Source organism: Paucibacter sp. M5-1 (genome assembly GCF_027498415.2).
In the GTDB taxonomy this organism is placed as follows: domain Bacteria; phylum Pseudomonadota; class Gammaproteobacteria; order Burkholderiales; family Burkholderiaceae_C; genus Roseateles_E.
Map to the genome: position 1 here is coordinate 5,510,746 of NZ_JAPZLM020000001.1, position 21,431 is coordinate 5,532,176.

Genomic DNA, 21,431 nt, shown 5'->3' on the forward strand with positions numbered 1-21,431 from the left:
GTTCAGCGGCCGGGCAAGGCCAGCAGCTCGACCGCCTCGATCAGGCGCAGCGCCGAATCGGCCAGCGCGCGGCCTTCCGAGTCGGCCAGCTTCTGCAGGCGCACCAGCGCCTCCTGGCGCGACAGCGAGTAGCGGTGCATCAGCACGCCCACCGCCAGCGGCACGACCTGCTCCAGCACCGATTCAAGCGGCAGCAGCGGACGCGGCGGCGCGGCGCTGCGCTCGGGCCGGTTCGCGAATGCGGCCTCGACGGCCGGCACGATCTGATGGATGTCCAGCGGCTTGACCAGATAGGCCACCGCGCCCAGCGCCTTGACCTTGGCCACCGTCTCCTCGTCGGCAAAGGCCGACAGGAACATGAAGGGCAGCTGCAGGTATTCGCGCAGATAGGCGGCGACATCGAAGCCGCTCATGCCTTCCATGCGGATGTCCAGCAGGGCCAGGTCGGGGCGGTGCTCGCGGGCCAGCAGGATGGCGTCGTCACCGTTGTCGGCGTCGATGACCTCGTAGCCGGCCTGCGCCAGGCCATGGGTCAGCGTGGCCAGCACCAGCCGGTCATCGTCGACCACAAGAATCTTGCCCTTCGAACTCACCAGGAAGTCCCCCCGCCCGCGCACCGCGCTGTTTGACGCATTGTCACTCAACTCACAAAGGCGCCATCAGGTTGACACTGGGCGGCAGCAGATCGACCTGACAGACCACCTGATCGCCCGCCTGCTCCAGGCTCAGCTTGGCGCTGCGCCGCGGCAGCAGGGCCCGCACCAGGCCCAGGCCGGACACGCCGCCGGGCACATTGGCCAGCTTGAAGCCCTCGGGCAGGCGGCCTTCGTTGACGATGCGCAGGCTGACCCGCTCGGCCTGGCAGACCAGCGCGCAATGTAGGGCCTGCTGGCTGCCGTGCTTGATCGCATTGCTGAGCAGCTCGTTGAGGGTCAAGGCGATCGGGATGGACTCGGCCTCGGGCAGGGCCCAGCGATGCACCTCCTCGGCCAGCGGCCCTTCGATGCTGAGCGCGATCGTGCGCCCCGACATGCGCTGCACCGAGCCGATGATGGCCTCGACCACCTTGCGCACGCGCAAGGGTCCGGTCGAACCGACCTGCAGGCCGTAGACCTGGGCAATCGCCTGCACCTGGCCGACCGCCTCGCTGATCACGCCGGCCACCTCGGGGCGGCGCGAGGCGATCTGCTGCAGCAGGCCGGCCACGCCTTGCAGATTGTTCTTGATGCGGTGATGCACCTCGCGCACCAGCAGCTCGCGCTGCGCGATCGCGGCGGCCAGACGCGCCTCCTCGGCCGCGCGGTGCTCGGTCACGTCGCTGGCTACCAGCAGCAGCTGCTCGGGCTCGCTGAGGCCACCGGCATCGGCCACATCGGCCAGGTGCAGATAGCGGGCGTCCCAGACGCGCGACTCGCCGCGCAGGCTGATGCGGTACTCGCGCTGCGTCACATCGTCGACGCGCAGCGCCGCCTCCATATCGCTGCGGATGATGGCTCCCTGATCGGCGCCGAACATCATCTCGGGACTGGCGCCGATCAGCTCGGCCTCACTGCGGCCGGCCAGCGCGGCGGCCGCCTGGTTGATCTGCTCGACCGCCAGGGTCTTGGCGTCGTGCAGGCTGATGGCCAGCGGCGCGGCCTCGATGATGCGGCGCAGCGAGACCTGGGCCTGCAGGGTCTGGGCCTCGGCCTGGCGGCGTCGCTCGATGTCCAGCAGCGCATAGGTCAGCTGGCGGCCGCTGTGCTCGGCGCCGGTCACGACCGCATTGCCGACCACCCAGAACTCGCGCCCGTCGCGTGCCTTCAGCCGGCACTCGAAGGTCTCGGCCTGGCCCTCGGTCAGCTCGTCGAGGTAGTGCGTCTGGCGGAAGGGGTGATCGGGGTCAGGGGTTGCCACCATGCTCATCGGCTGTCCGGCGAAGGCGATCAGGTCGCCGCCGAACATGCGCCGCGCCGAGCGGTTCATCCACTCGATCCCGCCGCGGCCGACGGTGACGATGCCCACCAGCACCGAGTCCAGCACCGCGCGCTCGCGCTCGGTCTGCAGCATCAGCGACTGCTGGGCGCGCCAGCGGTCGTCGACGTTGACATAGGTCGCGATCAGACCCTCGTCCGGCGCGCCGGGCCGCATCACCCGCTTGCTGACCTGCATCCACAGGCCCGCGCCGTCGCGCCGGCGCAGGCGCCGCTCGCCGCGCCACTGGCCGCTGCTGGCCAGCGCCTGGCGCATCGCCTGGTTCTGGCGCTCGTAGTCGAATTCGGAGTCGAACAGCTCGCGGTGGTCCAGGCCGTTGAGCTCGCCGATGCGGTAGCCGCTCATGCTGGCCAGCGCCTCGTTGGCGCGGGCGATCTTGCCCTGGCGCAGGATGGCCATGCCGACATCGGACAGGCTGAACATCAGCTCGCGGTCCTGCACCAGGGTTTCCAGCTGGGCCTGCTGGGCCTTGAGCCGGCTGATGTCGCTGATCACGGCCACCGCCTCGTCGGCCGGGCCCTGCACCTTGCGCAGGCTCAGCGACAGCCAGCGGTCCGAACCGACCTGGACGAACTCGGCCTCGAAGCTCTGGCTGGCGTCCAGCGCCGACAGCGCGTCCTGCACCTGCTCGGCCAGGCTGGGCAGGGCCGCGAACAGGCGCGCCACCGGTGTGCCCGGCGCGGTGCCGCTGTCCAGGCCCAGCATCTGCTCGAAGCCGCCATTGCAGCGCAGCAGCTGGGCGCCGCGCAGATAGGCCATGCCGACGCCCGAGCTGTCCATGATGGTGGAGAGCTCGCGCAGCAGCTGTTCGTTGCGTCGCTCGGCTTGCTGCTGGGCCGTCACGTCCAGGGTCACGACCGAGGTGGTGCGCTGACCCGAGGCCAGTTTGCCGGGCTCGACCCGGGTCAGCAGCCAGCGCCGGCCCAGCTCGGGATGGCGCACCGCATAGCGCACCTCGACCCGGTCGCCGGTCTTCAGCGCGCGTTGCAGGCGCTCGAACTCGGGCAGCGAATCGGGCTCGACGATGTCGCGGCCCACGCCCTGCAGGCCGGCCAGGCTGTTGCGCTTGCTGCCTTCGCCGCTGCTGCTGCTGCTGCCGCTGCGCGGGCGCAGCCAGCCGGCGTCCTGCTGGAAGGTGGCCAGGCCGACGCCGGCGGTGTCCATCAAGGCGTCGAGCTGCTGGTGGGCCAGGTCGCGCTCCTGCTCCAGGCTGCGGTCTTCCAGCACCGCCATGAAGCGGCGCTGCGTCTGCGTGGCCGAGCCGCTCAGCGGCCGCAGCCGGCCCTGCATCCAGCGGGTGCGGCCCGAGGGGTCGATCAGCATGGCCTGGGTCTGCAGGGTCTGCTGGGCCTGCAGCAGCTCGGGCAGTGGGCGGCCGGCGCTCCAGGCCAGCAGCTGCTGCAGCGCCGGCGCGGCCTCGTGCAGGCTGGCCGGATTGGCCAGGCTCAGCTCGGCAAAGGCGCTGTTGGTGCGCAGCAGCAGGCCGCTCTCGTCGAACAGCACCATGGGCAGCGGGCTCAGCTCGAACCACTGCTCCATCTCGGTCTGGGCACGCTCGGCCTGCTCGCGGGCGGCCTGCTCGGCGGTGCGGTCCTGCAGCACATTCAGGCTCAGCTCGGGCGCGTCGGCGGCGCTGAGCCGGTGCCGGGTGCAGCGCATCCAGCGCTCGCGGCCGCTGCCGTCTATCAATCGGAATTCGTCGGGCATGGCCACCGCGCGCGCCAGCGAGCGGGCCAGGGCCCGGTTCGGACGCGCCGGGCGCAGGCCGGCGCGCTCGCCCGGCGCCAGCAGCTCGGCCAGCGCCAGGCCCTGCAGGGCCGAGGGCTCGCGGCCGCACAGCTCGGCGAAGGCCGCATTGGCGGCCTGCAGGCGTTGCTGGCCGTCGAGCAGATAGGCCGGGAAGGGCGAGGACCAGAAGATGTGCACCAGCTCGCGGGCCCAGGTCGCGCCGATCTCGGTGCCTGGTGGATCGGCCGCCGGCGCGGCCGCCGCCGGGCGTTTCAGCGCCTTGACCGGTGGACTGAGCGGCACCACGGCCTGCTGCACCCGGGCGTGCAGCAGCCAGCGGGCCGGATCTTCCTCTTCGGCCAGCAAGGCCAGCAGGCTCAGATGGGCGCGGCCGCCGCCGTTCAGGGCCAGGGCCGGGGTCGGCGGAGCGCGCCGGCCCTGCGCCTGGGCCGCGCTGGCCAGCCGCAGCCAGTCGTGCAGACGGCCCCCCAGGCTGGCCTGCAGGCCGTGGCCGATCACGACATCGAGGTGTTGCTGGGCCGGCGTGTTGGCCTCCAGCACGCGCAGCTCGGCGTCCAGCACCAGCACCGGGTCGCTGAGCAGGCCCATCAGGCCGCGCAAGGCGGCCAGGTCCTGGGGCAGGAGCGAGAGCTGGGCGGGCGAGGTGGGCATGGCGCCCGCAGTGTAGCGAGGCCTGCCGCTCACTCCAGCTGGCGGGCCTTGGCCAGCGCGCGCAGCAGCGCGTGATTGATCTCCTCGGCGCCCAGCATCAGCTGCTCGGCGGCGTGGCGGTAGTCGAACACCGACTCGGACTCGATCGCCTGCACCAGATCCAGATAGGGCTTGTAGGGGCCGGTCTGCTCGACCAGGGCCTGGCGCACGCGCTCGGGCACCGGGATCGACTGCAACAGGCGCGAGAAGGGCTGCTTGAGCATATGGTCCAGCAGTGAGAACAGGCCGCAGATGAACATCTCGTCGCGCGCCTCGGCGTCGCCCATGCCCTTGGACAGCTCCTCCAGCAGCAGGCCGCGACGCAGCGCGCCATACATCACCGGGCGCATGCTGTGGTCCTTGCTGGCCGTCGTCAGCAACAGAGCCAGCCAGCGCTTCAGGCGGGCAAAGCCCAGCAGCATGATGGCGTGGCGGAACGAGGACACCTCGACCGGCAGGCCGAAGGCCGCCGAGTTCATATAGCGCAAGAGCTTGAAGGCCAGGCTGGGGTCGCGCTTGAGCGTGGCTTCCATCTTGTCGATGTCCTCGCCCTGGTCGACCTGGCTCATCAGCTGGACGATGACCTGCAGATCGGCCTGGATCTCGGTCTTGGCGCTGCCGGCCGGTGCGTCATAGGCGCCGTCCAGCGGCCAGCCCAGCACGCCGACCGCGCCGCTGGCGAAGCCGGCTTCGACATCCTCGGCGCCGCGCAGGCCCGAGATCAGCTTGGGCAGGGCGCCGACCGGGGCCGGATTGGCGCGCTGGTCCTCCAGATCGAGCGCGACGTACTTGAAGCAGGCCTGCAGCTCGGTGGCCAGCTCGTTGAGCGGCCGGCCCTTGAGCAGCAGGGTGTTGCCGTTTTTCTTCAGCGCCAGCAAGGCCTCGGCGTTGGCCGGGTCGGTGGCCATGAAGGCCGGCAGCTCCAGCATCAGGTTGGCGCTGGGCGGGCTGGCCAGCAGGCCTTGCAAGAGGCTTTCGCTGAGCACGTTCAGCACGGCCGGGCCGCCATCGGCGGGCCAGGCCTCGGCGACTGCGGCGAGCAGCTCGCCGGCATCGAGTCGGGCATCGGGGCGCAGCGGGAAGACGGTCAGCCGGGTCGCGGTGACCATGCGCTGCCGGTCGATCATGGGGGCGTAGCCGAGGGCCAGGCTGCCGAGAATGCTGTGGGAGTTGGTGGTCATCGAGGCTCAGAGATTGAGGTACTGGAACAGCGACATGCGCTGCACCGAGGCATAGGTCTTCAGGGCCGCATCGTAGCCGGCTTGCTGGTTCTGGAAATCGGAAATGCCCTGGATCATGTCCAGGTCCTCGGCGGCCGATTGCTCGGTCTGGTTGTAGAGCTTCAGCGAGCTCATGCGCGACTGGCTGCCGTCCAGATTGTTCAGGCGCTCACCGACTTCGGTGCGCATGTTCTGCATATTGCCGATCACCGAGTCGAGGTCGCGCAGCCGCATCGCATTCGTCTGGGCGATCTGCGTATCGCCGCGCAGCGGCGTGCGCAGCTCGGCGATGGTGCCGTCCAGCACATCGAAGACGCCCAGGCCCACCGTGGACGGCTCGATGCTGAACATATCGCCGTCGGCGGCCTGGCCGGTCAGCGTCACGCTGATGCCGTCGAAGTCTATGGTCTTGCCCGATGCGAAGGGGCCGGTGGCGACGGTCGTGCCATTGGTGATATCCAGCACCGAGTAGGTGGCCGTGGCGCCGCTGCCGCTGACCTGGACCTGGTAGCTCGAACCCGTCAGCAGGGCCGGGTTGCTGACGCGGCCGGCATCGATCCAGCTCTTGGCTGGCGGGTTGGTGGGGTCAATGGTGTTGGGCTGCACGGCAGTGACGAAGCTGCCATTGCCGCTGCGGGCCTGCTCCCAGGCCATGCGGCCGTCGATGCTCATCGCGTACTGTTCCAGATTGCCGCTTTGCACCGAGCCAGGCGTGCCGATGTAAGTCACGCCACCGGGCGCATCGATGAAGGGTGCGCCTTCGGCGCCCTGGCCGGCGAACACGAAACCGCCCGAGCCGTCGGGGCGGTTGGCAATCGACAGCAGCTGGTCGCGCAGCCCGGTGATCTTCTTGGCCAGGCCTTCGCGCTCGGGATCGCTGTAGGTGGCATTGCCGGCGGCCACCATGGCCTCGCGGATCTGCTGCAAGATCTCGTTGGCATCGCCCAGCGCCGATTCGCCCAACGACATATTGTTGCGGCTGGCCTCCAGCGCCCGCTGGTTGGCATCGACCCGCTCGATCGAGGACAGCGCGCGCTCGGCGCGGGCCGCGCCGGTGGGGTCGTCGCTGGCGTACTCGATGCGCTTGCCCGAGGTCAGCTTCTGCTGGCTCTCCTGCATGCTTTGCTGGCGCCGCTGCAGCGTCGAGATGCTGCTGTCGAACATATTGGCGGTACTGACGCGCATGCTGGATTCTCCGAAAGGGACGGCTAGAGGGGGCGGGGCGCGTTTCAGCGCGCCGCGATCCTGAGCAACTCGTCAAAAATGGTCTGGCCGGCCTGCAGCACCTTGGCGGCGGCCTGGTAGCCCTGCTGGTATTGCATCAGCCGCGCGGCTTCCTCATCGAGGTTGACGCCGGCCTGGCTGCTGCGCACCGACTCGGCATTGCTGGCCACGCTGGTGGAGACCTCGGACAGATAGGCCGCGCCCTGCACGCGCGAGCCGATATCGGACATCGCGGTGGCATAGGCGTCGGTCAGCGTCGCGCCGACGCCGTTCTGGCCGCGGCCGATGAAGGCTTCCTTCTGCAGGCCGAGGAAGGCCTGGGCATTGCCGTTGTTGGTGGCGACCGACTTGGTGGGGTCGATATTGACGGTGTCGCCGGCCTTGGGCACACCGTTGAGCGCGAGACGGAAGCCGAAGTCGCCGGCCGGCAGTGGGTAGTTGCCCATCGCCTCGCCCGGATACCAGGTGCCGTTGACGATGGTGCCGTCGTTCATCGTCATCACATAGTCGACGCCCGGCGGCTTGCTCGGGTCCGTGTTGTTGACGCCCTGGAACACGATGGCCACCGGGTACTGGGCCGGCGCGAAATTGCTGTTGGCCACCGACAGCGAGGCGATGGTGGCGGTGCCGGTATTGGCGGTGCCGGTCACGGCGGTGATCGGCGAGGCGGCGGCGATGCCGCTGGGGGCATCGAGTTCGCGCTTCATCGTGACGGCGGCCTGGGCCACCGGCTCCAGCAGGAAGCTGTCGTTCGGGCCCATCGGCGCGCCGCCGGCGGTGATCGTGAAGCCGTACTGCTGCTCAATCTGGGTGTCGCTGAGGCTGACGCTGGTGCCGCCAGGCCGGGTCGTCATCACATACTGGCCGGGCGCGCCACTGGGGTCGGCCTTCAGCACATAGGACTCGGCGCGCAGCAGGGTCGCGTCCTTGATGGTCAGGCTCAGGGTTGACGCGAAGCTGCCGTCCGGATTGCGCGCATTGGTGTTCGAGGGCAGCGCGCGCGGCTGGGCATAGGAGAAGATATTGGAGCCGGCCGTACCGGACAGATCCAGGCCTAGCTTCTGCTGGCCGTTGACGCGCTCGGCCATCGCGACGGCCATCTGGCCGACTAGGTTGCGGGCGTCCTGCAAATCCTTGTTCTGGTATTTCAGCAAGGCGCTCAGCGAGCCGCCGGTCAGGCTGCTCTCATCCAGCACGCGGGCGCCGTTGGCTTCGTCGATGCTCAGCTGCACGCGCGAGCCGTCATAGGGATCGGGCGTCAACGACAGATCCTGGGCCTGCGAGCCCAGCACCAGGCGCTGGCCGCCACCGATGAAGACGCCGACCGTGCCGTCGCTGGAGGGCAGGGTGCTGACCTTGACATACTGGCTCAGCTCGGAGATCAGCTGGTCGCGCTTGTCGAGCAGGTCGTTGGAGGTGTGGCCCGAGCCGTTGGCACGGGCGATCTGGTCATTGGCCGCCGCGATCTGCTTGCTGAGCTGGTTGACGACATCGACATTGGCGCGCAGATCGCTGACCACGCCGGCCTGCAGATCGGCCAGCTGCTGGCCGGTGCTGGCGAAGCGCGAGGCCAGCTCATTGGCCCGGCCCAGCACCACCTGGCGGGCCGACAGATCGGAGGGCCGGCTGGAGACGTCGACCATCGCATTGAGGAACTGGTTGGCCGCCTGGCCCAGACCGCGCTCGCCCGGAGGGAAGAGCTTCTCCAGCTGGATCAGCTGGGTGGCATGAGTGGCGTCCATGAAGGCCACCGACTTGCTGCCGGCCGCTTCCTTGCTGAGGAACTCGTTGTGGGCGCGCGTGACGGTCTGGACATTGACGCCCTTGCCGAAGTAGCCCGAGCCGGTGAACTGGCCCTCGGGCGTGGTCAGCGTGACGCTCTGGCGCGAGTAGCCGGGCGTGTTGGCATTGGCGATGTTCTGGCCAATGGTCTGCAGCGCGGCCTGGTTGGCGAACATGGCGCGCATGCCCAGCGATAACAGTGCGGAGGTTCCCATGGCTTGGCTCTCTTCTTACGCTGGTCTGCGCATCAGGCCAGCGCGCGCTGCACGCGCACGGTGGTGTTGATGACACGGGCCAGCTTGCTGGCGTAGTCGGGATCGGTGGCGTAGCCGGCCTTCTGCAGGCCGCGAGCGAAACCTTCGGCGGTGTCGGCCTTGGCCACCACGTCCTTGTAGCGGGCGTTGGTGCCGATCAGGCGTGCATAGTCCTTGAACGAGTCCTCGTAGCTGTCGTAGGCGCGGAACTTGGCCATCACCTTCTGCGGCTTGCCGTTGATGTACTCGGTAGTTTGCACCTCGGCGACCTTGCCGGTCCAGCCGGCGGTGGCCTTGATGCCGAAGACGTTGAAGGAGGGCGTGCCGTCCTTGCCGGTGATCTCGCGCTTGCCCCAACCCGACTCGTGGGCGGCCTGGGCGATCATGAAGCTGGCCGGGATGCCGGTCTGCTGCTCGGCGGCCTTGGCGGCGTCGTCGTGCTTCTGGATGAAGCCCTGCACATGGGGGGCGATGTTCTTCTTGGCCAGCGCCGGCAGCGGCTGCAGCGGCTTGGCGGGTTCGGCGGCCACGCCCATCTGGCGCTGCAGCTGGCGCGTGATCGCGTCGGTCAGGCCGCCGGGCAGGCCGGTCATCTTGCCGGCGAACTGGGTGTCCAGCATCTCGGTGCCCAGCTGGGTGGCCGAGTTCTCCAGCATGCCGGAGGACAGCGTGGAGGCGCGCATGCTCTTCATGACCTCCTGCATGAACAGCGATTCGAACTGCTTGGCGGTCTCGCGGATGCTGGCCTTGGGGTCGCGCGCGGCGGCCGCGCGCAGCGACTCGATGCTGCGGTTGTCGCTGACCGAGCCGGCGCTGCTGCGGGTGCTCAGGGGTAGAGGATTGAAGGACATCTCAGCGCCCGCCCGGCCGCCCGAAGGGCACTGAACGCCCCCTCAGGGGGCAGAGAACGAAGTGAACGTGGGGGTACAACATTTAAATCACCTCCAGCTCGGCGGTGATCGCGCCGGCGCTCTTCATCGCTTGCAAAATCGCCAGCAGATCCTGGGGCGTGGCGCCCAGCGCGTTCAGCGCTTTCACCACCTCGGACAGCTGGGCCCCGGCCGGCAGCTGAATCAGCGCGCCGGGGGCCTGGTTGATCGCGATATCGGTCTTCTGGGCCACCACGGTCTGGCCGCCCGACAGGGCGTTGGGCTGGCTGATCACCGGGGTCGAGCTGATCGTGACCGACAGATTGCCATGGGCGACCGCACAGGCGGCCAGCGTGACGGCCTGATTCATCACGACCGAACCGGTGCGGGCATTGATGACGACGCGAGCGGCCGGCACGGCCAGATCCAGCGGCAGGTTTTCCATATCGGCCAGGAAGCTGACGCGCTCGTCCGGGTTGCTCGGTGCGCGCACGCGCACGACCCGGCCGTCCAGGGCCTGGGCGGTGCCCGGGCCCTTGGCGCGGTTGATCGCGGCGGCCACCGCGCGGGCGGTGGTGTAGTCGATCGAATTCAGGTCGAGCTGGATGAAGTCGCCGGTCTGCAGCGCGGTTGGCACAGCACGCTCAACCAGCGCGCCGCCCGGGATGCGGCCGGCACTCAGATGATTGATCTGCACCTTGGAGCCGCCGGCCGAGGCGCCGGCGCCGCCGACCACCAGATTGCCCTGGGCTATCGCGTAGACCTGGCCATCGGCGCCGCGCAAGGGCGTCGCGATCAGCGTGCCGCCGCGCAGGCTCTTGGCATTGCCGATCGAGGAGACCGCGATGTCCAGCGGCTGGCCCGGCTGGGCAAAGGCCGGAAGCTGGGTGGTGACCATCACGGCGGCGATATTGCGGGGCTGCATGGTCACGCCCGGCGGCAGCATCACGCCGAACTGCTGCAGCATCGCGGCCAGGCTCTGACCGGTGAAGGGGGCTTGGGTGGTCTGGTCGCCGGTGCCGTCCAGACCGACGACAAGCCCGTAGCCACTCAATGGATTGCTGCGCACGCCGGCCACGGCGGCCACTTCCTTGATGCGGGCCGCCTCGGCCGGGCCGCTCAGCAGCGCAGCCATCAGCAATGGCAGCAGCGCGAGCAGCGGCTTGAAGGGGTTCAGGAGGAGGGTTTGCATGGCGGTCGCATCAAAGACTTATGCGACCGATTCTGGGCAAACTTAAGTCGGTGAAAGGCTTAAAAAGAAGCGTGACAACCAGCCTATTCCGTGCGCTTGATCGGTCGCGCCCCGGCCGCGCTGCTCGATGCGCACATTGGCCACCGCCGCCGAGGACACGCTATTGCCCTGCTGGATGGCGCGCGGGTCGACCTGGCCGGAAAAACGCAGCACGTCGACGTTGTTGTTGACGCCGATCTGCTTCTCGCCGGTGATCATCAGGTGGCCGTTGGGCAGTACGCCGGTGACCACGGCCGTGATGCTGCCGCTGAATTCATTGGTGTTCTGGTTGCTGCCTTTGCCGGCCGAGGTGTTGGCCGAGCTGGCGCCGACCGAGGCGCGACCGAAGGAGCTCGGGCTGACGCCGGGCAGGGCGGTGACGCTGCCGGCCAGGCTGCCGCTCTTGTCCAACGCGCTGCTGGAGCTCTGGCTGGCGCTGATGCGCTCGACGATCTGTATCGTGACCGTGTCGCCGACCAGGCGGGCGCGGTGGTCCTCGAACAGCGGGCGGTAGCTGGCCGACTGGTAGATCGCGCCATTGGCCGCCGCAGCGGGCGGCAGCAGCGGCAGCTGCACCACCGGGGTGCTTTGCAGCTCGACGCGGGGTTGTTGCAGGTTGGCACAACCGCCCAGCAGCACGGCGATGGCCAGCGAAGAGATCGGCGGGATCAATGGCATGCGCATGATGGATCTCCCGGGCCTTAGATTTGGGTGAGCTTTTGCAGCATCTGATCCGAGGTCTGCACCGCCTTGGAGTTCAGCTCGTAGGCGCGCTGGGTCTGGATCATCTGCACCAGCTCCTCCACCACATTGACATTGGAGGTTTCAACAAAACCCTGTTGCAGCGCGCCCAGGCCGTTGGCATTGGGGGCGCCGGCATTGGGCGTGCCGGAGGAGGCGGTTTCGGCGAACAGGTTCTGGCCCTTGGGGTCCAGGCCGGCAGGATTGACGAAATTGGCCACCTGGATCTGCCCCAGGGTTTGCGGCAGCGGATTGCCCGGCACCGTGACGCTGACGGTGCCGTCCTGGCCTATGGTCAGGGTCTGGGCGTTGTTGGGCACGGTGATGCCGGGCAGCACCGTGTAGCCGTTGTTGGTGACGATCTGGCCGTTGGCGTCGAGCTGGAAGCTGCCGTCGCGGGTGTAGTTGGTCGTGCCGTCGGGCATCTGGATCTGGAAGAAGCCGTTGCCCTTGATCGCCAGGTCCAGGTTGTTGCTGGTCTGCTGCAGATTGCCCTGGCTGAAATTGCGCGAGGTGGCCACCGGGCGTACGCCCAGGCCCACCTGCAGGCCGGTCGGCAGCACCGTCTGCTCGGTGGTGTTGGCGCCGGTCTGGCGCAGGTTCTGATAGATCAGATCCTCGAACACCGCATGCGAGCGCTTGAAGCCGTTGGTGGCGACGTTGGAGAGGTTGTGCGAGATGGTGTCCAGCTGCATTTGCTGGGCTTCCATCCCGGTCTTGGCAATCCAGAGTGAGCGGATCATGGCGCGCGTCCTTATTGAGTCGTGCCAAGCAGCTTGGCGGATTGCTGGCCCTGGGTCTGGGCGATCTGCAAGAGCTTCATCTGCTGCTCGAACTGGCGGGCCGCGGCGATCATGCTGACCATGGTCTCGACCGGGCTGACATTGCTGCCCTCCAGCGCGCCGTCTTGCAGCCGGGCATTCGGGTCGGCCGGCAGGTCGCCGTCGGCGGCGCGGAACAGGCCGTCGCTGCCGCGCGTCAGCGGCGCCTCGGGCGTGACCAGCTTGAGCCGGCCGATATTGATCGGGTTGCCGGTCGGCAGCTTGGCGGTGACGGTGCCGTCGCCGCCCACATGGACCTCGCTGTCGGGCGGCACCGTGATGGGCCCGCCGTCGCCGAGCACCTGCAGGCCGTTGCGCAGCACCAGCAGGCCTTCGGCATTGACATCGATGGCGCCGGCCCGGGTGTAGGCCTCGGTGCCGTCTAGGCCCTGCACGGCCAGCCAGGCATTGCCCTGCATCGCCACGTCCAGATTGCGGCCGGTGGTGTTGATGACGCCGGGCTGGTCGCTGTGGCCTATCGTGGTTTCCAGCGCGTAGGCGCGGGTGCTGGCGCCGTCGCCGCGCACCGGCACGGCGCGGAAGGCCTGCAGCTCGGCGCGAAAGCCATTGGTCGAGACATTGGCCAGATTGTTGGCCAGCACATCCTGGCGCTGCATCGACGCCTTCGCGCCGGCCATCGACAGGTAAATCATGCGGTCCATGGTCGGGCCTCAGTCGGGGGGGATCGGGGATTAGCGCAGGTTCACCAGGGTCTGCAGCACCTGGTCCTGGGTCTTGATGGTCTGGGCATTGGCCTGGTAGGTGCGCTGCGCGGTCACCATATTCACCAGCTCGGCGGTCAGGTCCACATTCGACTCCTCCAGCGCGCCGGGCTGCAGCGCGCCCATATTGCCGTCGCCGGGCGTGCCCACCACCGGGTCGCCCGAGGTGTTGGTACGGGCCCAGATATTGCCGCCCAGCGGCTGCAGGCCCTGCATATTGCGGAAGTTGGCCAGCTCCAGCTGGCCGGCCGGCTTGGATTCGCCGTTCGAGTAGCGGGCCGTGACGACGCCGGTTTCCTCGACCACGATGCCGGTCAGCTGGCCCGGCGCATAGCCGTCCTGGGTCAGATCGGTGACGGCGAAGCTGGAGCCGTTCTCGGTGGCGCCCAGCACATCGAAGCGGATCGCCGGACCGGCGGGGTCGAAGGGGATGGGCAGGGTCGGCGCGCCGGCCGAGTTGGTTCCGGCCGGAATGCGCAGATCTAGCAGGGTGCCGGGCGGCGGGAACACCGGGCTGCCGCCGGTCGGCGGGAAGGTCAGCTGGGTGTAGGGCAGCGGCGGCTCGTTCTTGTTGGGCGCGGTGATGTCGGAGCCGTCGGCGGCGACGCTGACCGGCTCGCCATTGGCCGTCACGTAGACGTTCCAGACCGTGTTGCCGCTGGCGTCGGGGTTGTGGGCGCGCTGGTAGTACAGCGTCACCGCGACCGGTTGGCCCTTCTGGTCATAGACGGTCAGCGAGGTGGCGTTGTTGTAGGTGGTCGGGTCCTTGAGCTTGATGCCCAGGCCGTCGACCTTGGAGTTCGGGTCGGCCGGGTCGGACAGGGTGTAGGGCGCGGTCGGCTTGGCGCGCGAGTCCAGGTTGAACTCCATCTTGATATTGGCCGTGGTCTGTGGCTCGATGCCCTTGGTGGGCAGCTGCAGCGGCTGGGCCAGGCCCGGCTGGATCACGCCGGTGCCGTCGGCCGGATAGCCGAGCAGCTTGAGCTTGTCGTTGTTGACGATGAAGCCTTCGCGGTCGACCTTGAACTGGCCGTTGCGGCTGTAGACCACCGGGCTCTTGCCGTCGCTGAGCTGGAAGAAGCCGCCGCCGTTGATCGCCAGGTCCATCGGGTTCTCGGTGATCGAGATATTGCCCTGGGTGAACTGCTGGGCCACAGCCGCCAACTGCACGCCGATGCCCACATTGTTGGCGCCGGCACCGTTGAGCGCGGTGGCATACATATCGGAGAACTCGGCCCGCGAGGACTTGGTGCCATAGGTGTTGGCATTGGCGATGTTGTTGCCGATGACATCGAGGTTCTTGCTCGAGGCATTCAGACCGGAGAGACCTTGTTGGAAGCCCATGATGCTTGTCCTTGAAACTGTGCGGTATCGGTATCGGGAGGGGGCGGTCGTCAGTCGACCATCTTGATCAGGCTGTAGTCGACGATGCCCATGCCTTCGAGCTTGACCTGCAGCTTGGTGCCATTGGTGCTGACGGCGACCACCTTGTCGGTGGCGTAGGGCGTCGAGGCGACCTGGGCCGTGCCGCGGCTTGCGGTGATGCGGAAATTCAGGCTGTCGTAACCCACCGCCTTGTCGGCCGGCCAGCTGAATTTGTGCAGGCCGGCGCTCTGGGCGCCGAGCTCCACCGTGTCGACCACCAGGCCGGCCGGGCTCAGCACCTCGAGCTTGACCTTGTCGGCGGCGCCGGTCAGGTCGTAGGAGCCCTTGCCGGTGGCGACGCCGTCGGCGGATTTGTTGATCACCAGATTGTTGCTGGCCAGCGCCACATCGTGGCCGACCAGGGCCACCGATTGCAGCGCCTGCAGCTGGGTGAACTGCGAGCTCAGGCCCTGGATCGTGGTGTTCAGGCCCTGCACGCCGGTGACCGTCTGGATCTGCGCCATCTGGCTGGTCACCTGGGCATTGTCCATCGGGTTCATCGGGTCCTGGTTCTGCATCTGCGCGACCAGCAGCTTCAGGAAGCGGTCCTGGGTATCGGCCGCGTTCTTGGTGGCCGAGGCGGTGCCGCTGCCACCGTTGAGCTTGTTGAGCGTTGCGACGTCCATCAGGAGTCCTCCCGGCCCGGGCTCAGCCCTGGCCCAGTTGCAAGGTCTTGAGCAGCAGGCTCTTGGCCGTGCTCATCACCTCGATATTGTTTTGATAGGAACGCGAGGCCGAGATCATGTTGACCATCTCTTCCACCGTGTTGACATTGCTGTAGGTCACATAGCCCTCGGCGTCGGCCTTGGGGTGCTTGGGGTCGTGCACGCGCCGGCCCTCGGTCTGGTCTTCGCTGATCTGGGCCACCCGCACGCCGGCGGCGCCGAGGTTCTCGCCGGCACCCATCAGCGCGGTCTGGAACACCACCTGGCGCGCCTTGTAGGCCTGGCCGTCGGGGCCGGCCACGGTGTCGGCATTGGCCAGATTGCTGGCGACGATGTTGAGGCGCTGGCTTTGCGCGCTGACCGCGCTGCCCGAGACGCTGAAGATCTGGAACATCGACATGGGCTTCTCCTGCGGATCAGGCCGCGTTGTGCGACTTCATCGCGTCCATCGTGGTGCGCACGCTGCCATTGATGAAGCGCAGCGTGGCCTCGTACTTCACCGCGTTGTCGGCGAAGTTGGCGCGTTCGCGGTCCATGTCGACCGTGTTGCTGTCCAGATTGGTCTGGGCAGCGGTGGAGTAGAGCTTGTTGCTGTCGGCGCGGGCGCCGGCCAGCGGCGCCATATGACTCTTGCTGGTGGTCGCCATCGCGCCGGGCACCGCGCTGGAGCCGGTCGCTTCGCGCAGCGCCCGCGCAAAGTCCATGTCCCGGGCCTGGTAGCCCGGGGTGTCGGCATTGGCGATATTGCTGGCGAGCTGGCGCTGGCGCTCCGAGCGCAGGCTCAGGGCCTGGGTCTGGAAGTTCAGCGTGTCGGTCAGTCGGTTGATCATGATGGGGACCTCGGTGGCAGTCCGGGCAGTTGAGATGGATTGTGTTGGGCAGGTCGAAAAACATTAGCGGGAATAGAACGGGCTTTGCTGCGCATTTCGACCCTCAGGAGTCGGCGGCTCGGGCCTACAGTCGCTCCATGCTCCAACAAGCCTGCCTTCCCGCTGCCCTCGTGGCCAGCCGCACCCGCGCCCTTGGCGCCGGGCTTGCGCTGTGCCTGGCGGCGACGGGCGGGGCGGCGCAGACGCCGTCCAGCCTGAGCCCCGAGCTGCTGAGCCGGGTCCAGGCGCTGGCGCTGGCCGGTGCCCAGGCCGGCGCGCCGCCCGAGGCGCGCATCGAGGTGCAACTGGGCCAGCTCGACGCGCGGCTGCGGCTGGCGCCCTGCGCCCAGGTCCAGCCCTATCTGCCCAGCGGCATGAAGATGTGGGGACGCAGCCGCATCGGCCTGCGCTGCGTCGATGGCCAGGCGCGCTGGAATGTCAGCCTGCCGGTGCAGGTGCAGGTCTATGCCCGGGTGCTGGTGGCCACCACCGCCTTGCCGGCCGGCACCGTCTTGTCTCAAGCCCAGCTGCAAGTGGCCGACATTGATATAGCTGCCGAGTCCGGCCAGGTCTTCACCGACGCCAGCCTGCTCGACGGGCGCAGCCTGCAACGACCCCTGGTGGTCGGTGAGGCGGTGCGCAGCACGGATCTGAAACAGCGGCGCTGGTTTGCCGCCGGCGAGCGCGTGCAGGTGCTGGCCAGCGGTACCGGCTATGCGATTGCCAGCGAAGGCCAGGCCATGGAGCCGGGCCTGGAAGGCCAGGATGTCAGGATCCGTTTCGAGAATGGCCGTACCGTGACCGGCCGCGCCGTCGGTGAGCGTCGTGTGGAGGTGCTGCTATGAGGCAGGCACAGGGGGGCGTTTGGCCCCGCAGTTTCGCGATAGTCCTAAAGTCCCGCCGGGAAGGGTCGATACACCGAAAAACCTGGACAGCTTCGGGCAATGCCCTGAGCTATGGAGAGCAGCATGAAAATCGGTAACAGCCCAGAAACGATGGCGCCAGTGACGGCCGGGACGGACAGGCCCGCCGGCGCTGACGCCGGCCGCGCCAAGACGGCCGAAGCCGCCGGCGGCAAGACGCCGGAGGCCAGCGCCAAGATCGCCTTGTCTAGCAATGCCAGCGCCTTGCTCGCCGGTGTGTCCGAGGAAGGCAGCTTCGACGCCGAGAAGGTCGGGCGGATTTCCCAGGCCATCACCGAAGGCAAGTTCGGCATCAATGCCGAGGCGGTGGCCGACAAATTGATTGCCAATGCCCAGGAAATGCTGAGCCGAGCGACGCCTCACTGAGCGGTGTCCGGCGCGAGCCGGCGCTGTTTGACTGTTTTTGCTGACCGAATATCAACGCCTTGCGGCGGGTACCGCTATGCACGCCTTGCCCACTTCTGAAATGACGAGCTTGCCAGACGCGGCCTTGGGCCAGGCGCTGGAGCAGCCGCTGCTGGCCGTCGAAGGCTGCCTGAATCTGCTGGGCGAGGCCTTGCTGCGGCGCGACAGCCAGGCGATCGAGCTGCATGCCAGCGCGCTGCACCAGGCCCTGGCCGAGGCGATCGCGATGTTCAGCGAAGCCGCCCGCAGCGGCCAGGTGCCGCCCAATCTGCGTCATCGTCTGGTGCAGGCCGGCGGCCGGGTCGCCGCGCAGCGCGAGTCGCTGGCACGCGCCACCGCCGCACTGGACCGCGCGATCGATGTGCTGATGCCCGGCGAGGCCAGCGGCCTGTACTCGGCGCTGGGCAAGAACGAGCGCAAGTCGCTAGGCGGCGGGTCCTACCAGGCCTGATCCGAGCTCATCCTGTCTACCAAAGCCACCTCAAGAGGTGGCTTTCTTGCGTACGCATTCCAGATAGGCATGGCCATCGGGCGGCAGGCCGCTGCGCTGCGAGGCCCAGATCATCTCGCCCAGGCAGTCCATCGCGGCATGCTGTGCCTCGTGCATCGATTGGCGCTTGGCCGCCAGCAAAGCGATGGCCTGACGGATGCCAGTGGGCTGGTCGATCGACTGCTGCTCGGTGATGGTCAGATGCATCGAGAGATGCAAAAAGGGGTTGGTGCGCCCCTCTTCCACCGTGTAGACGGTGTTGACTGCGGCCTCCTCGTCCGCCAGTTCGGCGTGGTACTCGGGGTGCTCGTCAATCCATTGCGCGGCAATGGCTTCCATCGGGATCAGCGGCGCGCCTTCGCGCAGCTTGCGGTAGGTGGCGCAGAAAAAGCGGCGCACCTCGATTTGGGAGGGGGCAAACATCGCGCTATTGTCGCTGTTCACCCGCATTGCGGTGCGCGGTGGGACGCGGCTACGATGGTTTCCCCGTGATTGCACAGGAGACTTCATGCCCGTGATCCTGGTCGCCAACCCCAAGGGCGGCGTTGGAAAAAGCACGCTGGCCAGCAATATTGCCGGCTACTACGCCCGCCAAGGGCATGCGGTGATGCTGGGCGATGTCGACAGCCAGCAGTCGGCGCGCCAATGGCTGGCCTTGCGGGCGGCGCAGCTGCCGCTCATCCAGAGCTGGGATGTCGAATCCAAGGGCCTGCTTAAGCCGCCCAAGGGCGTCAGCCATGTGGTGCTGGACACGCCGGCCGGCCTGCATGGCAAGAAGCTTGCTTCGCTCTACGCACTGGCCGACAAGCTGCTGATTCCGCTGCAACCCAGTCTTTTTGACATCCAGGCGACATACGGATTCCTGCAGACCCTGCAAGATCTGCGGGCGCAGTCGGGCGGCAAGAGCCCGCAGCTCGCCTTGGTGGGCATGCGCGCGCGTGAAGGTACGCTGTCGGCCCAGCAACTGCAGCAGTTTGTGCAGGGGCTGGCGCTGCCGGTGCTGGGCATGCTGCGCGACACCCAGAACTATGTGCAACTGGCGGCCCGCGGTCTGACCCTGTGGGACGTCGCTCCCAGCCGGGTCGAGCGCGATCTGGCGCAATGGCAGGCGCTGGGAGACTGGCTGGACCACTAGACGATGCGGACTTTCGAACGCCTGGCCGATCTGGCCGGCCTGCAGGGGCAGGAAATCGGCCTGAGCGACTGGATCGAGGTCGACCAGGCCCGGATCCAGCGCTTTGCCGATGCCACCGACGACCAGCAATGGATACATACCGAACCCGCCCGGGCGGCGGCCGGGCCGTTCGGCGGGCTCATTGCCCATGGTTTCCTGACGCTGAGCCTGCTGCCGGCCTTTTTCGACAGCGGTTTTCAGGTGGCGGACAGCCGCATGGGCATCAACTACGGCCTCAACAAGGTGCGTTTTCCGGCGCCGGTGCCGGTGGGCAGCCGCTTGCGGGCGCGTTTCACGCTGCTGTCCTACGAACCCATCGAGGGTGGGGCCCAGCTGGCGGTGCAGGTCAGCGTCGAGGGCGAGGGATTGGCCAAGCCGGTCTGCGTGGCGGAGTCGCTGACGCGACGCTATCGCTGATTTGTCCGCATTGCGAACTGATGCGGCCGCGATATCCCCCATGAGGGTTGTGCCCAAGCCCGGGGCACTTGCCTATGATCCAGCCCCAACACCATGCATACCGCTAAGCATTTCGCCAATTTTGATGAAGGGGCCGAGCATGAAAGTACTGCTCATTGATGATCACCCGCTGATCCTGTCGGCCCTGCAGACCGTCATCGAAGGCCTGGGTGACGATGTCCAGGTGGTCGGAGCCGACAGCGCCGCCGCTGCCCGGTCGACGCTGAAGCAGCAGGATGATTTCGATCTGGTGCTGCTGGACCTGCAACTGGGCGATGCCAGCGGCTTCGATCTGCTGGAGGAATTCCGCGCCGCCTACCCGGCTCTGCCGGTGGTGGTGATCTCGGCCTCGGACCGTGCCAGCGATGTGATCCGTTCGATCGACCAGGGCGCGATGGGTTTTGTGCCCAAGCGCAGCAGCACCGAGATGCTGTCGCAGGCGCTGCGTCTGGTGATGTCGGGTGGCATCTATGTGCCGCCGATGAGCCTGGGCAATGAGGTGTCGTCCGCTCCCGAGCCGGCGCCGGCCCAGCAGCGTATGCAGCAGATCCAGCAGGCCGCCAGCGAGTCGGCCTACCAGACCACCGGCGGGCTTGAAGGCTTGTCGCTGACGCCGCGCCAGACCGATGTGCTGGCCCTGCTGCTGCTGCAAGGCAAGCCCAACAAGATCATCGCCCGCGAGCTGGGCGTCTCGGTCGAAACGATCAAGGACCATGTGGCCGCCGTGCTGAAGGCCCTGGGCGTCAGCTCACGCACCCAGGCGGTGCTGGCGGTGGGGCAGATGATGCAGCGCCAGCCCGAGACTCATTTCTCGACTTGGCGCGCCGCTCAGGCCTGATCGGTCTCGAACAGCGGCTCGGGCAGCGCTTCGGCCACGCTCGGTGAGTAGGCCAGGCGCACATAGATGGGCGCGAAGGCCTCGGCCTGTGTGATCTCCAGCAGGCGCTCGCGCGCCAGCTCCAGCAGCGCGATAAAGGTCACGACCAGCACCTGCGGCCCGCGGCTGACTTCAAACAGCTGCTCGAACTCGACGAAGCGCTGCCCCTGCAGCCGGCGCAGCACGATGCTCATATGCTCGCGCACCGACAGCTGTTCGCGGGTGATGCGGTGGTGCTGGTTCAGCTTGGCGCGCTTGAGGATGTCCAGCCAGGCCTCGCGCAGATCATTGGCCTCGACATCGGGAAAGCGCGGCTGCAGCGACTGTTCGATATGCACCTGCGCACGCAGAAAGTCGCGTCCCAGCACCGGCAGTGCGTCCAACTGGGCGGCGGCCAGCTTGATGCGCTCGTACTCCAGCAGGCGCCGCACCAACTCGGCGCGCGGGTCTTCGGGCTCGGCGCCGTCCTCGGTCTTCTTGGGCGGCAGCAGCATGCGCGACTTGATCTCGATCAGCATCGCCGCCATCAGCAGGTATTCGCTGGCCAGCTCCAGATTGCTCTTGCGCAGCTGGTCGACATAGCTCAGGTACTGGCGCGTCACATCGGCCAGCGGGATGTCGAGGATATTGAAGTTCTGCCGCCTGATCAGATAGAGCAGCAGGTCCAGCGGACCCTGGAAGGCCTCCAGAAACACCTCCAGCGCATCCGGCGGGATGTAGAGGTCCAGCGGCATCTGGAACAGCGGCTCTCCGTAGAGGCGGGCCACGGCGACGCCGTCCACCGTCAGCGGCGGCGCGGCGGCGGCCGGCTCGGCCGGCAGGGGGGGCAGCGGCGTGTCGCTCAAGCCGGCGCTCCTTGACGGGCGGGGT

22 protein-coding genes are annotated in these 21,431 nt (G+C 67.8%); 6 read left to right on the forward strand and 16 right to left on the reverse strand.

The annotated features are described in order from the left end of the window. Positions 1–2 precede the first annotated feature (2 nt). From O5M90_RS25975 to flgB, 14 genes are all read right to left on the reverse strand, one after another. Positions 3–593 carry an ANTAR domain-containing response regulator gene (locus tag O5M90_RS25975; protein ID WP_137943267.1) on the reverse strand — a complete coding sequence of 197 codons (591 nt, stop codon included), beginning with the start codon at positions 591–593 and terminating at the stop codon, positions 3–5. Between the two features lie 52 nt (positions 594–645). After that, positions 646–4,374 (reverse strand): PAS domain S-box protein, encoded by a 3,729-nt coding sequence (locus O5M90_RS25980; protein ID WP_269841002.1) that lies wholly within the window; start codon positions 4,372–4,374, stop codon positions 646–648. A gap of 29 nt (positions 4,375–4,403) precedes the next feature. Then, positions 4,404–5,594: an EAL and HDOD domain-containing protein gene (locus tag O5M90_RS25985; RefSeq protein ID WP_137943265.1), complete on the reverse strand. Its 1,191-nt coding sequence runs from the start codon at positions 5,592–5,594 to the stop codon at positions 4,404–4,406. A gap of 6 nt (positions 5,595–5,600) precedes the next feature. Further along, positions 5,601–6,818 (reverse strand): flagellar hook-associated protein FlgL, encoded by a 1,218-nt coding sequence (flgL, locus tag O5M90_RS25990; RefSeq protein WP_262973864.1) that lies wholly within the window; start codon positions 6,816–6,818, stop codon positions 5,601–5,603. Between the two features lie 44 nt (positions 6,819–6,862). Then, a complete protein-coding gene (gene flgK / locus O5M90_RS25995) occupies positions 6,863–8,854 on the reverse strand; it encodes a flagellar hook-associated protein FlgK (protein ID WP_137943263.1) in 1,992 nt (663 codons plus the stop codon). A 32-nt stretch (positions 8,855–8,886) separates the two neighbouring features. Continuing rightward, positions 8,887–9,744 carry a flagellar assembly peptidoglycan hydrolase FlgJ gene (gene flgJ, locus O5M90_RS26000; RefSeq protein WP_137943262.1) on the reverse strand — a complete coding sequence of 286 codons (858 nt, stop codon included), beginning with the start codon at positions 9,742–9,744 and terminating at the stop codon, positions 8,887–8,889. Between the two features lie 82 nt (positions 9,745–9,826). Beyond that, complete coding sequence (locus tag O5M90_RS26005) at positions 9,827–10,954, reverse strand: flagellar basal body P-ring protein FlgI (RefSeq protein WP_440402454.1); 1,128 nt, start codon at positions 10,952–10,954, stop codon at positions 9,827–9,829. Between the two features lie 42 nt (positions 10,955–10,996). Then, positions 10,997–11,677, reverse strand: a complete 681-nt coding sequence (locus O5M90_RS26010) for a flagellar basal body L-ring protein FlgH (protein WP_269841001.1) — start codon at positions 11,675–11,677, stop codon at positions 10,997–10,999. 17 nt (positions 11,678–11,694) lie between these two features. Then, entirely contained in the window at positions 11,695–12,477 is a 783-nt protein-coding gene (gene flgG, locus O5M90_RS26015; protein WP_137943259.1) for a flagellar basal-body rod protein FlgG, read from the reverse strand. An 11-nt stretch (positions 12,478–12,488) separates the two neighbouring features. Further along, positions 12,489–13,217: a flagellar basal-body rod protein FlgF gene (gene flgF / locus O5M90_RS26020; RefSeq protein ID WP_137943258.1), complete on the reverse strand. Its 729-nt coding sequence runs from the start codon at positions 13,215–13,217 to the stop codon at positions 12,489–12,491. Between the two features lie 30 nt (positions 13,218–13,247). Then, complete coding sequence (gene flgE / locus O5M90_RS26025; RefSeq protein ID WP_269841000.1) at positions 13,248–14,621, reverse strand: flagellar hook protein FlgE; 1,374 nt, start codon at positions 14,619–14,621, stop codon at positions 13,248–13,250. 50 nt (positions 14,622–14,671) lie between these two features. Next, positions 14,672–15,328, reverse strand: a complete 657-nt coding sequence (locus O5M90_RS26030) for a flagellar hook assembly protein FlgD (protein WP_262973860.1) — start codon at positions 15,326–15,328, stop codon at positions 14,672–14,674. Positions 15,329–15,350: 22 nt separating this feature from the next. Then, on the reverse strand, positions 15,351–15,767 hold the full coding sequence (gene flgC / locus O5M90_RS26035; RefSeq protein ID WP_137943255.1) for a flagellar basal body rod protein FlgC: 417 nt from the start codon (positions 15,765–15,767) through the stop codon (positions 15,351–15,353). Positions 15,768–15,783: 16 nt separating this feature from the next. Then, positions 15,784–16,197: a flagellar basal body rod protein FlgB gene (gene flgB, locus O5M90_RS26040; protein ID WP_269840999.1), complete on the reverse strand. Its 414-nt coding sequence runs from the start codon at positions 16,195–16,197 to the stop codon at positions 15,784–15,786. 170 nt (positions 16,198–16,367) lie between these two features. Between flgB and flgA the strand changes: the two genes are divergently transcribed. The 3 genes from flgA to O5M90_RS26055 all read left to right on the forward strand — a co-directional run bounded on the left by flgA (position 16,368) and on the right by O5M90_RS26055 (position 18,015). Continuing rightward, positions 16,368–17,081: a flagellar basal body P-ring formation chaperone FlgA gene (gene flgA / locus O5M90_RS26045; RefSeq protein ID WP_269840998.1), complete on the forward strand. Its 714-nt coding sequence runs from the start codon at positions 16,368–16,370 to the stop codon at positions 17,079–17,081. Between the two features lie 111 nt (positions 17,082–17,192). Further along, positions 17,193–17,525, forward strand: a complete 333-nt coding sequence (gene flgM / locus O5M90_RS26050; protein WP_269840997.1) for a flagellar biosynthesis anti-sigma factor FlgM — start codon at positions 17,193–17,195, stop codon at positions 17,523–17,525. Between the two features lie 100 nt (positions 17,526–17,625). After that, on the forward strand, positions 17,626–18,015 hold the full coding sequence (locus O5M90_RS26055) for a hypothetical protein (RefSeq protein ID WP_137943252.1): 390 nt from the start codon (positions 17,626–17,628) through the stop codon (positions 18,013–18,015). 30 nt (positions 18,016–18,045) lie between these two features. Here O5M90_RS26055 and O5M90_RS26060 read toward each other — a convergent pair whose 3' ends face one another. Next, positions 18,046–18,477 (reverse strand): DUF1841 family protein, encoded by a 432-nt coding sequence (locus O5M90_RS26060; RefSeq protein ID WP_269840996.1) that lies wholly within the window; start codon positions 18,475–18,477, stop codon positions 18,046–18,048. Positions 18,478–18,562: 85 nt separating this feature from the next. On the opposite strand from O5M90_RS26060, the gene O5M90_RS26065 reads away from it, so the two are divergent. From O5M90_RS26065 to O5M90_RS26075, 3 genes are all read left to right on the forward strand, one after another. Next, positions 18,563–19,189: a ParA family protein gene (locus tag O5M90_RS26065; protein WP_269840995.1), complete on the forward strand. Its 627-nt coding sequence runs from the start codon at positions 18,563–18,565 to the stop codon at positions 19,187–19,189. Between the two features lie 3 nt (positions 19,190–19,192). Next, positions 19,193–19,645: a MaoC family dehydratase gene (locus O5M90_RS26070; protein ID WP_269840994.1), complete on the forward strand. Its 453-nt coding sequence runs from the start codon at positions 19,193–19,195 to the stop codon at positions 19,643–19,645. Positions 19,646–19,784: 139 nt separating this feature from the next. Then, positions 19,785–20,522 carry a response regulator gene (locus O5M90_RS26075; RefSeq protein WP_269840993.1) on the forward strand — a complete coding sequence of 246 codons (738 nt, stop codon included), beginning with the start codon at positions 19,785–19,787 and terminating at the stop codon, positions 20,520–20,522. Here the strand turns inward: O5M90_RS26075 and O5M90_RS26080 are convergent. Continuing rightward, positions 20,513–21,406, reverse strand: coding sequence for a segregation and condensation protein A (locus O5M90_RS26080; protein ID WP_440402460.1), 894 nt, complete (start codon positions 21,404–21,406; stop codon positions 20,513–20,515). The two genes, O5M90_RS26075 and O5M90_RS26080, sit on opposite strands and share 10 nt — an antisense overlap. Between the last annotated feature and the right edge of the window lie 25 nt (positions 21,407–21,431).